This window comes from Kitasatospora sp. NPDC097691, assembly GCF_040302665.1.
Classification (GTDB): Bacteria; Actinomycetota; Actinomycetes; order Streptomycetales; family Streptomycetaceae; genus Kitasatospora.
Map to the genome: position 1 here is coordinate 1 of NZ_JBEORY010000103.1, position 12,503 is coordinate 12,503.

At 71.7% G+C, this 12,503-nt stretch carries 10 protein-coding genes; 6 read left to right on the forward strand and 4 right to left on the reverse strand.

The genetic code is table 11. The features are described 5' to 3' along the window. The first annotated feature begins 332 nt into the window (after positions 1-332). Entirely contained in the window at positions 333-986 is a 654-nt protein-coding gene (locus ABTY56_RS38005) for a hypothetical protein (protein WP_350634266.1), read from the forward strand. On the opposite strand, the gene trhA is transcribed toward ABTY56_RS38005, so the two are convergent. Further along, positions 957-1,649 carry a PAQR family membrane homeostasis protein TrhA gene (gene trhA, locus ABTY56_RS38010; protein ID WP_350634267.1) on the reverse strand — a complete coding sequence of 231 codons (693 nt, stop codon included), beginning with the start codon at positions 1,647-1,649 and terminating at the stop codon, positions 957-959. The genes ABTY56_RS38005 and trhA overlap by 30 nt on opposite strands. A gap of 284 nt (positions 1,650-1,933) precedes the next feature. Here trhA and ABTY56_RS38015 point away from each other — a divergent pair, with 284 nt between their 5' ends. After that, the gene (locus ABTY56_RS38015; RefSeq protein ID WP_350634268.1) at positions 1,934-3,760 is read left to right on the forward strand and encodes a phosphoenolpyruvate carboxykinase (GTP); all 1,827 of its coding nucleotides are present in this window, start codon (positions 1,934-1,936) and stop codon (positions 3,758-3,760) included. Positions 3,761-3,914: 154 nt separating this feature from the next. Here ABTY56_RS38015 and ABTY56_RS38020 read toward each other — a convergent pair whose 3' ends face one another. Further along, the gene (locus ABTY56_RS38020) at positions 3,915-4,481 is read right to left on the reverse strand and encodes an RICIN domain-containing protein (RefSeq protein WP_350634269.1); all 567 of its coding nucleotides are present in this window, start codon (positions 4,479-4,481) and stop codon (positions 3,915-3,917) included. A gap of 197 nt (positions 4,482-4,678) precedes the next feature. Continuing rightward, entirely contained in the window at positions 4,679-5,893 is a 1,215-nt protein-coding gene (locus ABTY56_RS38025) for a pyridoxal phosphate-dependent aminotransferase (protein WP_350634270.1), read from the reverse strand. A gap of 327 nt (positions 5,894-6,220) precedes the next feature. Here ABTY56_RS38025 and ABTY56_RS38030 point away from each other — a divergent pair, with 327 nt between their 5' ends. Then, positions 6,221-6,934, forward strand: a complete 714-nt coding sequence (locus tag ABTY56_RS38030; RefSeq protein ID WP_350634271.1) for a prepilin peptidase — start codon at positions 6,221-6,223, stop codon at positions 6,932-6,934. 122 nt (positions 6,935-7,056) lie between these two features. On the opposite strand, the gene ABTY56_RS38035 is transcribed toward ABTY56_RS38030, so the two are convergent. Continuing rightward, positions 7,057-8,622, reverse strand: a complete 1,566-nt coding sequence (locus ABTY56_RS38035; RefSeq protein WP_350634272.1) for a chitinase — start codon at positions 8,620-8,622, stop codon at positions 7,057-7,059. A gap of 447 nt (positions 8,623-9,069) precedes the next feature. Between ABTY56_RS38035 and ABTY56_RS38040 the strand changes: the two genes are divergently transcribed. From ABTY56_RS38040 to ABTY56_RS38050, 3 genes are all read left to right on the forward strand, one after another. Further along, positions 9,070-9,864, forward strand: coding sequence for an isoprenyl transferase (locus ABTY56_RS38040; protein ID WP_350634273.1), 795 nt, complete (start codon positions 9,070-9,072; stop codon positions 9,862-9,864). Positions 9,865-10,123: 259 nt separating this feature from the next. After that, entirely contained in the window at positions 10,124-11,458 is a 1,335-nt protein-coding gene (gene phoH2 / locus ABTY56_RS38045; RefSeq protein WP_350634274.1) for an RNA 5'-3' helicase PhoH2, read from the forward strand. Between the two features lie 480 nt (positions 11,459-11,938). Continuing rightward, the coding region (locus tag ABTY56_RS38050) for a lytic transglycosylase domain-containing protein (RefSeq protein ID WP_350634275.1) at positions 11,939-12,503 on the forward strand (565 nt) is incomplete at its 3' end.

Below are 12,503 nucleotides of genomic sequence, written 5' to 3' on the forward strand. Positions count from 1 at the left end.
GGAGTGGGCGGGGCGGTGGGCACGGTGACCTCCAGGACCTCCGGCGGGAGTCTCTTTCAAATGACAGTAACTCTCAAAAGATGGCAGCCGTCAACATGATGGTGTTGTCATAGATCGGTCACACTGTGTGATGTGTCCTGGAAGTGCTGCTTCCGCACAAGGAATTGACGCAACGTTGATCTGTCGTTCGCCGCCCGAGGGCAGTGGCGAGTGACTGTCGGTAGATACCATGTGGCAATCGGTCAGTGCTGGCCGACGCGTGCCGAGAGCGGAGAAGGGGTGGGGCGGCAGGAGCCGACCACGAGCCCGGCACCGGGGAAAGGGGAGCCGAAGTGGCCGACACGGACGACAGGCAGACGAGTGCCCAGGTGTGGGGCGCGGCGGCGGTGGTGGCTTCCGCGCTGGCCGTGGTCGCCGCCTATCTGATCAACGGCGCCCCGCTGGTCCTCGCGGTCGCCGGGGTCGAGACCCTGCTGCTCATGGTCTACGTCGGCCGCCGCTGGCGCGCACTGCACGGCCACCGGCCCCCGGTCCGGCACCGCCCGCGCCGCGGGAGCCCGGACGCCGCGCACTGCGAGCGCTGCCGCCGGGCCCGGGAGGCGCTGGACGCCCGACAGGTCCGGACCCGTCCGGAGCCGTCGGCGCCGTCGGGGTCGTCGTCCTCCGCGACGCGCGCGGGGCGTCCGGCCGGCCGGGAGCACCACGAGCACGACGAACACCCGGGGCACGGCGAGCGCCCGGAACACCGGGCCGGCCAGGAGCACCACGAGCCTCGGGGACGCCACGAGGACCACGAGTACCGGGAGCCCGCCCCGCAGTCGGAGCCCGGTGCCGCCGACCACCTGCCGTACCTGCGCCGCCCGCAGGTCCGGGCGCCGTACGAGCGGCCCTGGACGGCCGAACGGGCGGCCGCCCGGTCCGTGGACCGTTCGACCGCCCGTCGCGGTGCGCCGGGTTCAGCCGGCCGTGCTGTACGCCACCAGTGAGACGCCGACGTACTGCACGATGAACGCCCCGAGGGTGAAGGCGTGGAACACCTCGTGGAAGCCGAACCAGCGCGGTGACGGGTCGGGCCGCTTGAGCCCGTACACCACGCCGCCGATGCTGTAGAGCACCCCGCCGACGATCATCAGCACCAGGACGGCGACTCCGCCGGTGTGCAGGAAGTCCGGCAGGAAGAACGCGGCGGCCCAGCCCAGCGCGAGGTACACCGGCGTGTACAGCCAGCGCGGCGCGCCGACCCAGAACACCCGGAAGGCGATCCCGGCGAGCGCGCCGCCCCAGACCGCCCAGAGCAGCAGCTGCTGGTTCGCGCCCTTGAGCAGCAGCATCGTGAACGGCGTGTAGGTGCCCGCGATGATCAGGAAGATGTTCGCGTGGTCCAGTCGGCGGAGCACCGCGTCGCCGCGCGGGCCCCAGTCGAAGCGGTGGTACACCGCGCTGACCCCGAACAGCAGCCAGGCGCTGACCGAGTAGATCGCGCACGCGATCTTGGCGGGCGTGGAGTCGGCCAGGCAGATCAGCACGATCCCGGCGGCCACCGTGGCGGGGAACATCCCGGCGTGCAGCCAGCCGCGCCACTTCGGCTTGCTCTCCCTGTTCTCGACAGGGCCCTCCGCGAGGCTCTCAGCGAGCGCAGCAGCAGTCATGCGCAGCATGCTACCGGCTACCTACGGATCCGTAGGTTACTGACGCGTAGGAAGTGGCGATCGTCACTCTTGGACGTTTTGGAGTATTCGGCGTGTGGCCTCGCCCACTCCGTCCGGGATGTGGGCGACCTGTTACTCGCGAGTAATCATACTTACTGTAGTAAAAGATGCGTCAATTTCGACGCTGCGGGGCGTTCAGGCCTTGAGTCCGGAGCTACGCTGCAAGCGCCCTCAGACCCCCGCAACGCCGTCTCTTCGCCGAGATGGCGTGAAACGGAGCGATCGTGTCGTACGAGATCTCTGCTCTCAGCGCATCCGCGCCCACCCGCCACAAGCAGCTGCTCGCTTGGGTGAGCGAGATCGCCGAGCTCACCCAGCCGGCCCGCATCGAGTGGTGCGACGGCTCCGACGAGGAGTACCAGCGCCTCGCGGACCTGCTGGTGGCTCAGGGCACCTTCAAGAAGCTCGACGAGGAGAAGCGCCCCAACTCCTACTACGCCGCCTCGGACCCGACGGACGTGGCGCGCGTGGAGGACCGCACCTACATCTGCTCCGAGCAGGAGAAGGACGCCGGACCGACCAACAACTGGAAGGCCCCCGCCGAGATGCGCGAGGTCTTCCAGGGCGAGCAGGGTCTCTTCCGCGGCGCGATGAAGGGCCGCACGATGTACGTCGTGCCCTTCTCGATGGGCCCGGTCGGCTCCCCGCTGGCCGCGTACGGCGTCGAGATCACCGACTCCGCCTACGTCGCCGTGTCGATGCGCGTGATGACCCGCATGGGTCAGGCCGTGCTGGACCAGCTGGGCGAGGACGGCGACTTCGTCAAGGCCGTGCACACCGTCGGCGCCCCGCTCGCGGAGGGCGAGGCGGACGTGGCGTGGCCGTGCAACAGCACCAAGTACATCTCGCACTTCCCGGAGACCAAGGAGATCTGGTCCTTCGGCTCGGGCTACGGCGGCAACGCCCTGCTCGGCAAGAAGTGCTACGCGCTGCGCATCGCCTCGACCATGGCCCGCGACGAGGGCTGGCTGGCCGAGCACATGCTCATCCTGAAGCTCACCCCGCCGAACGGCGAGGCCAAGTACGTCGCGGCCGCCTTCCCGTCGGCCTGCGGCAAGACCAACCTGGCCATGCTCCAGCCGACCGTCCCGGGCTGGAAGGTCGAGACGATCGGCGACGACATCGCCTGGATGCGCTTCGGCGCCGACGGCCGCCTGTACGCCATCAACCCCGAGGCCGGCTTCTTCGGCGTCGCCCCCGGCACCGGCGTGGACACCAACGCCAACGCCATCGACACCCTCTGGGGCAACACCGTCTTCACCAACGTCGCCCTCACCGACGACGGCGACGTGTGGTGGGAGGGCCTCACCGAGGAGCCCCCGGCGCACCTGACCGACTGGCGCGGCAACGACTGGACCCCCGAGTCCGGCACCCCGGCCGCCCACCCGAACGCCCGCTTCGCCGTTCCGGCCGCGCAGTGCCCGACCATCGCCCCGGAGTGGGAGGACCCGGCGGGCGTGCCGATCTCGGCGATCCTCTTCGGTGGCCGCCGCGCCACCGCCGTCCCGCTGGTGACCGAGTCCTTCGACTGGCAGCACGGTGTCTTCCTCGGCGCCAACATCGCCTCCGAGAAGACCGCCGCTGCCGAGGGCACCGTCGGCGAGCTGCGTCGCGACCCGTTCGCGATGCTGCCGTTCTGCGGCTACAACATGGGCGACTACTTCGCCCACTGGCTGAAGGTCGGCGCCCAGGCGGACGCCGCCAAGCTGCCGAAGATCTACTACGTCAACTGGTTCCGCAAGAACGCCGAGGGCAAGTTCGTCTGGCCCGGCTACGGCGAGAACAGCCGCGTGCTCAAGTGGATCGTCGAGCGGCTGGAGGGCACCGGCGAGGGCGTCGAGACCCCGATCGGCGTGCTGCCGACCGTCGAGGGCTTCGACCTCGGTGACCTGAAGCTGACCCAGGAGGACCTCGACCTGCTCTTCACCGTGGACGCCGACCTCTGGCGCCAGGAGGCCGCTCTCGTGCCGGCCCACCTGGAGACCTTCGGCGAGCACACCCCGAAGGAGCTGTGGGACGAGTACCGGAGCCTGGTCGCGCGCCTCGGCTGAGCCTGAGCCTCAACCGAGCGAGAGGCGGTCGCGCGGCACGAACCGAGCGCCCCGCCGATGCGACAGGACGGCCGGAGTTCCGCCGGACGATCTTTCCCCGACCAAGGAGATCGTCCGGACCGGGACTCCGGCCGTAGTGTTTTCCCGAACGGGCTCAGAGAAGCGTGATGTTCGTGATCCAGGCCTTGTTCGCCGGGGTCACGCCGACCGTGGAGTCATGCCACTGGCGGGCGGGGGCGCCGTTGTCGGTGCGCCAGTCGGCGATCTCCAGCAGCGCCGCGGAGTTGAGGTTGGAGAGACCCATCGCCTTGTTGGGGCCTATGTCGCCCCGGTAGAGCCAACCCTGGTTCCAGCCGCCGGTGCAGTCCCACTGGCGGGCCGGGGCGCCGTCGTCGGTGCGCCAGTCCGCGATCTCCAGGCACTTCCCGGAGTTGTGGTTGACCAGCATCATGATGCCGTTGGCCTGCCGGTAGTCCCAGCGCTGGTTGGCGCCGCCGGTGCAGTCCCACTGGCGGGCGGGGGCGCCGTTGTCGGTGCTCCAGTCCGCGATCTCCAGGCACTTGCCGGAGTTGGCGTTCACGACGGTGCTCGACGTCGGGATGCGGAAGCCGCCGCTGTAGGCGCCGGCGGGCGTGGCCGGCAGCGCGGTGGTCAGTGCGATGGCGGCGACCGAGACGGCCGCGGCGGCGCGGGCGCGGGTGAGCGGAATGCGGATGGTCAAGTCGGACCGGTCCCTTGCGGAGGAGTGGGGGCAGGGGAGCGGAGCCTTCCGGGCGGTCGGGCGCTCGGTGTCCGTGTCGGCCCGGGCCCCGGCACACCGCCGACCGGCCCGTCCCCCCTACGGCCCGGAGAGGAACCCGGGCCGCCGACGCGCGGGAATCCTACGGTCCGGTCGGTGAACCGCGGTCAAAGGAACGGTCAAGGCTGGGTATATCCGCCGAGGAAGTCGCCGATCCGGGTCACCGCGTCGGTGATCTCCTCCGCCCGCGGCAGCGTGACCAGCCGGAAGTGGTCCGGCTCGGGCCAGTTGAAGCCGGTGCCCTGGACCAGCAGGATGCGCTGGGAGCGCAGCAGGTCGAGGACCATCCGGGCGTCGTCCTTGATCTTGTGGACCTTCGGATCCAGCCGCGGGAAGGCGTACAGGGCGCCCTTGGGCTTGACGCAGCTGACCCCGGGGATCTGGTTCAGCAGCTCGTACGCGGCGTCGCGCGAGGCGAGCAGGCGTCCGCCGGGGAGCACCAGGTCGCGGATCGACTGTCGGCCGCCGAGCGCCGCGGCCACCGCGTGCTGGGCGGGCATGTTGGCGCACAGTCGCATCGAGGCGAGCACGGTGAGGCCCTCGATGTAGCTGCGGGCCCGGGTCCGGTCGCCGGAGAGCACCATCCAGCCGGAGCGGAAGCCCGCGACGCGGTACGCCTTGGACAGGCCGTTGAAGGTGACGCAGAAGAGGTCCGGGGCCAGGGTGGCGAGCGGGACGTGTTCGGCGTCGTCGTAGAGGATCTTGTCGTAGATCTCGTCCGCGTAGACCACCAGGTCGTGCCGGCGGGCGATCTCGACGATGCCCTCCAACACCTCGCGCGGGTAGACCGCGCCGGTCGGGTTGTTCGGGTTGATCACCACGATGGCCCTGGTCCGGTCGGTGACCTTGGCCTCGATGTCGGCGAGGTCCGGGTACCACTCGGACTGCTCGTCGCAGCGGTAGTGCACCGCGGTGCCGCCGGCCAGCGAGACCGAGGCCGTCCACAGCGGGTAGTCCGGCGCCGGGACGAGCACCTCGTCGCCGTCGTCCAGCAGCGCGGTCATGGCCAGCTGGATCAGCTCGGAGACGCCGTTGCCGAGGAAGACGTCGTCGACGGAGAGGCCGTGCAGCCCCCGGTCCTCGTACTGCATGACCACCGCGCGGCGGGCGGAGAGCAGGCCCTTGGAGTCGCCGTACCCGTGCGCGTTCGCGAGGTTGCGCAGGATGTCCTGGAGGATCTCCGGGGGCGCCTCGAAGCCGAAGGTGGCCGGGTTGCCGGTGTTGAGCTTGAGGATGCGGTGGCCCTGTTCCTCCAGCCGCATCGCCTCGTCGAGCACCGGGCCGCGGATGTCGTAGCAGACGTTGGCGAGCTTGCTGGACTGGATGACCTGCATGCCTGCCTACTTTAGGGGTACGGACGACCCCTGCGGCGCGTCTCCGGGAGGGTGCTCCGGAGGGTTCGGAGGGGTCTCCTTGGAACGGCAGGTGGGGGCAACGGCGGGCCTTCCAAAGGGGGAGCGCACTGTCCGGAATGATCCCGTATGCGAGGGGTGCGGGCGGGGCGCGGGGCGGAACGAGACGGACGGCACACCGGGCGCAGCGTCGGGCGCCCCGTCCGGATCCGCGTCGGAAGCGGATCCGCCGGGCGCCGGACGGCGGACAGCGCCCGGCCCGGCGCGGGAGGATGTGGCCGGTGCGTCGATCGAGGAGGGGGTGCGCCGGTGGTGCCGGTCGTGGTCGCGGCGGTACTGGTCGGTCTCCTGGCGGCTGCGCCGTTGCGCGGGCTGGTCGCCCGGTTCGCCGTGCCGGAGGGCGAACCGTGGTGCGGGGCCTGCCCGTCGTGCGCGCGCGAGGTGCGGGTGCTGCCGCCGACCGGGCGCTGCCCGGGCTGCCGGGAGCGGCTGGGCGCGGGCGCGTGGTCGGTGGAGTCGGTCGCGGCGGCCGCCGCCGTCGCGGTGGCGTACGCGGCGGACGGGCCGGTGACCGCGGCGCTGGCCTGGGCGGCCGCGTTCGGGGTGGCACTCGGCTTCGTCGACGCCCGGGTGCGTCGGCTGCCGTACCGGCTGACCCTGCCGCTGCTCGGCGGGGTGGCCGCGCTGCTGGTGGTGGCGGCACTGGCCGAGGGGAAGCCCGATGTGCTGCTGCGCTGCCTGCTGGTGGCGCTCACGGTCGGCGCGGTGCTCGAACTGGCCGTCTGGGTGCGGGCGTTGGGGCCAGGGGACTCCCCGCTCGGGCTCGCGCTGGGCGGGCTGCTCGGCTGGTACGGCTGGTCGGTGGCGTTCGCCGGGCTGTTCGCCGCGGCGGTGCTGGCCGGTCTGTGGGCGGTGCTGCGGGGCGCCGCCGCCCTGGTCCGCCGGCGCCCGGTGCGCGGACTCGACGTCCCGGTGGGCCCCTTCCTGCTGCTCGGTGCGCTCACGGCCGTGCTGGCCCGGTAGCGCGCCGGACGACGGAACGCGGAACACGGCGGGGCCCGTCGTACCGGAGTGGGTACGACGGGCCCCGCCGTCGGCGCGCGGGCCCCACCCTCAAGGAGCGGCGCGCCGGGGGAGGTGGGTCCTCACGGCATCCGGTGGACGAACGGGCCGACCGTGTTGGAGAACGCGTTGCCGTTGTTGGCGTCCCAGTTGGTCGACCAGGTCATCGCGCCGCGGATGGTCGGCCACTTGGCCGGCGGCACGAAGCTGCCGCAGTTGTTGCCGGTGGCCAGGCAGTCCAGCGCGTTGTTCACCACGGTCGGCGAGACGTAGCCGCCGCCCGCCGCCTTGCCGGACGCCGGGACGCCGATGCCGACCTGGTCCGGCCGCAGGCCGCCCTGGATGTGGGTGCAGACCTGCGAGGTGATGAAGTCGATGGTGCCCTGGTTGTAGACCTTGCCGTCGCAGCCGTTCATGCCGCCCGAGTTGTAGAACTGGGTGTTGACGACGGTGAGGATGTCCTTGGTCTTCAGCGCCAGCTGGAAGTAGGCGCCGGCGGTGCTGTACATCCCGATGGTCTCGGGCGCCATCGTCAGGACGAAGCCGGAGCCGACCTTGGCCCGCAGGGAGTGCAGCGCGTCGGCCAGCGGGCCGGGCTGGACGCCGTTCTCCAGGTCGACGTCGATGCCGTCGAAGCCGTAGTCCTTGATGATCGCGTAGGCGCTGTCGGCGAAGTTGGCGGCGGCGGTGGCGTCCCCGACGGAGATCGCGCCGTTCTGGCCGCCGATGGAGAGGACGACCTTCTTGCCGGCCGCCTGCTTGGCCTTGATGTCGGCGCGGAACTGGGCGTCGGTGTAGCCGCCGAGCGCCTTGGACAGGCCCGGGTCCAGCGTGAAGCTGATCGCGCCGGTCCGGGTCGGCACGGCGTCGGCGAAGGAGACCGCGATGATGTCGTACGCGCTCTGGACGTCGCCGAGGCGCTGCGGGGTCGAGTTGTTGTCGAAGTTCTGCCAGTAGCCGGTGACCGCGTGCGCCGGCAGGCCGGTGGTCGGCGGGGTGGTGCCGGTCGGCGTGGCGGTGGGGGTCGGCGTCGCGGTGGGTGTGGCCGTCGCGGTCGCGGTGGGTGTGGGTGTGGGTGTGGGGGTGGGGGTCGCGGTCGGCGACGGGGTGCCGGTTCCGCCGGGGCCGATCAGCGCGACGTCGTCGGCGAGGTAGGCGCCCTGGCCGTACCAACCGTGCAGGTAGACGGTGACGCTGGTGGCGTTCGCCCCGGTGGTGAAGGTGGTGGACAGCTGGTTCCAGCCGGTCTGGTTGGACCAGGCGGAGGGGTCGGTGCCGCCGGTGCCGCGCGCGCCGAGGTAGACGTACGGGCCCTGGACCCAGGCGCTCAGCGTGTAGCTGGTGTTGGGGAGCACGCTGACGGTCTGGGTGCACTCGGCGGTGTCGCCGGCACCCGGGGTCGCCTGCAGCGCGCCGCTGCCGGAGTGGACCGGCGAGGAGACGGCGGCCGCGGCGCCGGTGCAGCTCCAGCCGCCCAGCCCGCCGTCGAAGCCGCCGTTGGTGACCAGGTTGCCGATCGCCGCGCTGGCGCCGCCGGCGAAGAGGGCGAGGCCGCCGCCGGCCAGGGCGAGGGCGGTGGCACCGGCCGCGACGGCCGGGAGGGGGCTGCGCCGGCGCTTGTGGGAGGGCTGGTTCAGCGTACGGGCCATGGGATGACGCTCCTGGGGGAGGAGGAGCGGCCGCCGCGGTGGGGGGCGCGGCGGCCGCGTGTGGGGGAGGGCTTTGCGTCCGAGCGGGCCGGTGGGAGGGCCCGGAGTGAGCCTGGGTGAGGGGCGGCGGCGGGTCGTTCCGTCCCGGGTCACAAGCTGGACTAGACCATTGGTGGTCGTCAAGCACCGGGCGGAGGGCTTACGGTTCCGTTAAGGATCCGGAGACCGTTCCGTGTCCGCACCGCCACCACCGGACGGCCCCCGGGCGGCCCTCGGACGACCTCCGGGCGCTCCTCCCGCGGCCCCCGGCACGCCCGTCGCGACAGACTTCGTACAGGACCGTGACCAGACCGCTACCTGCGGCTTTACCGTGCGCCTGCGTGCCGGAGTAGGCTGCGCCGGGGTGGTGACGCACCCGCTGAACGAGCACGGAGGGGTCCGGGAAACATGGGTCTGCGCGATGTCGCCGAACGGACGCCGGGGCTGCGCACCCTGCTGGGCGGGATGTACGGGCTCTACGGCCGCCGGGTCGAGGTCCACCTCGCGCGCACCCCGCACCACATCGGTGTGATCCTCGACGGCAACCGCCGCTGGGCCAAGGCCGCGGGCGGCTCCACCGCCTACGGGCACCAGCGCGGCGCCGACAAGATCGCCGAGTTCCTCGGCTGGTGCGACGAGACCCACGTCAAGGTCGTCACCCTCTGGATGCTCTCCACGGACAACCTGGACCGCCCGGCCGACGAGCTGGTCCCGCTGCTCGGCATCATCGAGGACGCCGTCACCGGCCTGGCTGCCGCCCGCCGCTGGCGGGTCCACCCGGTCGGCGCGCTGGACCTGCTCCCGCAGCACACCGCCGACGTGCTCAAGCGCGCCGCCGACGAGACCGCCGACATCGACGGCATCACGGTCAACGTCGCGGTCGGCTACGGCGGCCGGCACGAGATCGCCGACGCCGTCCGCTCGCTGCTCCAGGAGCAGGCCGGCCGCGGCACCTCGATCGAGGAACTGGCCGAGGTCCTGACCGTCGAGCACATCGCCGAGCACCTCTACACCCGCAACCAGCCCGACCCGGACCTGATCATCCGCACCTCGGGCGAGCAGCGGCTGTCCGGTTTCCTGCTCTGGCAGAGCGCGCACAGCGAGTTCTACTTCTGCGAGGCGTACTGGCCGGCCTTCCGCAAGGTCGACTTCCTGCGCGCCCTGCGCGCGTTCGAGCAGCGCAACCGGCGGCTGGGGCTCTAGTCCCGGGGCTCTGGTCCCAGGGCCCTGGGCCCGCGGCCCCGGATCGGCGGCCGCGCGGGCGAAGTGACCGCCGTAGGGCTGGCCTACCCGGCTTCAGCGCGAGGCCAAACGTTCACCGGCAATGATCCGTCAGTTCGCCGGGGGCGCGAATGCACCGCCCCCCGCCTGGGAATACTCCAGTCAGTCCGGCCCCGAGGCCACCGGGGCAGCGAGGCCGGCTTGCCGCGGATGACGCAGGGTCATCCGCTCTGGAGGCCTAGTGGTCAGTTCCAAGAGCCGCCGGACACCAGACCGGCGCACGTACGTTCTCGACACCAGCGTGCTCCTGGCGGACCCGCTCGCCATGACCCGCTTCGACGAGCACGAGGTCGTCCTCCCCGTGGTGGTCGTCACCGAGCTGGAGGCCAAGCGGCACCACCCGGAGTTGGGCTACTTCGCCCGCCAGGCGCTGCGGCTGCTCGACGACTACCGCATCCGCCACGGCCGGCTCGACGAGCCGATCCCGGTCGGAGAGCTCGGCGGCACCATCAGGGTCGAGCTCAACCACTCCGACGTGTCGATACTGCCGGTCGGCTACCGCGCCGGCGGCGGCGAGGCGGACACCCGGATCCTCGCGGTCGCCCGCAACCTGCAGGCCGAGGGCTACGACGTCACCGTCGTCTCCAAGGACCTGCCGCTGCGGATCAAGGCCAGCTCGGTGGGCCTGCTCGCCGAGGAGTACCGGGCCGAGCTGGCGATCACCTCCGGCTGGACGGGCATGTCCGAGCTGCACGTCCCGGCCGATCAGGTGGACGCGCTGTTCGCGGCCGGCCACGACGCGGGGGTGGACGTCGACGGGGCGGACGAACTGCCCGTCCACACCGGACTGGTGCTCACCTCGGAGCGCGGCCGCGCGCTCGGCCGGGTCACCGGCGACGGGCGGGTCCGGCTGGTGCGCGGGGAGCGCGAGGCGTTCGGGCTGCGCGGGCGCAGCGCCGAGCAGCGGGTGGCGCTGGACCTGTTGCTCGACCCGGACATCGGCATCGTCTCGATGGGCGGCCGGGCCGGTACCGGCAAGTCGGCGCTGGCGCTGTGCGCGGGTCTGGAAGCGGTGCTGGAGCGGAGGCAGCACCGCAAGGTGATGGTCTTCCGGCCGTTGTACGCGGTCGGCGGCCAGGAGCTCGGCTACCTGCCGGGCTCCGAGGCGGAGAAGATGGGCCCCTGGGCGCAGGCGGTCTTCGACACCCTCTCGGCCGTCACCACGCCGGACGTGATCGAGGAGGTCATCTCCCGGGGGATGCTGGAGGTGCTGCCGCTGACCCACATCCGGGGGCGCTCGCTGCACGACGCCTTCGTGATCGTGGACGAGGCGCAGTCGCTGGAGCGGAACGTCCTGCTGACGGTGCTGTCCCGGATCGGCCAGGGCTCGCGGGTGGTGCTCACCCACGACGTGGCGCAGCGGGACAACCTCCGGGTGGGCCGGTACGACGGCGTGGTGGCGGTGGTGGAGAAGCTGAAGGGGCATCCGCTCTTCGCGCACATCACGCTCACCCGCTCGGAGCGTTCGCCGATCGCGGCGCTGGTCACGGAGATGCTGGAGGACATCCACCCGTGATCCGTCCCTGATCGGGACATAGCCGGACAATGCGGTCAATTCGCGCACCGGGGCCCGCTCCTGACGGAGTGGGCCCCATCCGTTTCATCACATCGAGTGCTTTCCGTCCGGCGAACTCCGGGGCGGTGAATGTGACATGCGCCACGCGAGCGGGAATTGCGTCCACGGTGCCCGGTGCGGCATGGTGAGGGTTCTGTCAGGCCCCGCGTACGGCGCGACAGGGCTTCCGGCCCCCGGGAGTCCGGTCCGGAAGGTTCGCCAACTCCGGTCGGTGGACGCACAATTGAAGACCGATGAGCCGTACGCCGCCCGATTCCAACGCCCGGTCGCCTCACCTCGGCCGGACGCCGGGCCAGCACCTCCCGTGACCAGAGCACCGTGCGGAGGTCAGTGCCAAGGGGCATGTTGCGCCCGCACGGTCACGCGTGGGCGATGCTGGAAGGAATCCATGTGACTCGGATCTCGGTCCGGGGAGTTGCTGTGGCCTCCGCCACCGCCGTCACCGCTGTCGGTGCCGTCGTGGGCATGGCCTCGGGCAGCGAGGGCAAGACCACGCAGACGGTCGACGTCGCCGGCGCGACCCTGCTTGCCGAAGTCCCCTCTGGCGCCCAGGCGCAGACCATCAGTGACAACATCGGCCAGCAGGCATCCGCCCAGCAGGCCTCCGCCGACGCTGCTGCCAAGGCCGCCGCGGAGCAGAAGGCCGCCGAGGAGGCCGCGCGCCAGAAGGCCGCCGCGGACGCCCAGGCGAAGGCCGACGCCCAGGCCAAGGCCGACGCGGACAAGGCTGCCAAGGCCGCCGACGACGCGCGCAAGGCCGCCGCCGAGGCAGCCAACCGGTCGAAGGCCCGTTCGGCGATGACCGCCGTCGACGACAGCGCCAGCACGCCCCCGGTCTCGGTCAGCCCCGGCTCGGTCCAGGACCTGGCCCGGCAGATCGTCGGCAACGACGCCCAGTTCCAGTGCTTCAGCCAGATCGTGAAGCGCGAGAGCGGCTGGGACTACACCGCGACCAACAAGAGCTCCGGCGCGTACGGCCTCGTCC

What these genes read in the sequence shown, in the direction of transcription:
- trhA (WP_350634267.1), bottom strand. Translation starts at nt 1,649, where the DNA reads ATGACTGCTGCTGCGCTCGCTGAGAGCCTCGCGGAGGGCCCTGTCGAG.
- ABTY56_RS38025 (WP_350634270.1), bottom strand. Translation starts at nt 5,893, where the DNA reads ATGCAGGTCATCCAGTCCAGCAAGCTCGCCAACGTCTGCTACGACATC.
- ABTY56_RS38035 (WP_350634272.1), bottom strand. Translation starts at nt 8,622, where the DNA reads ATGGCCCGTACGCTGAACCAGCCCTCCCACAAGCGCCGGCGCAGCCCC.
- ABTY56_RS38040 (WP_350634273.1), top strand. Translation starts at nt 9,070, where the DNA reads ATGGGTCTGCGCGATGTCGCCGAACGGACGCCGGGGCTGCGCACCCTG.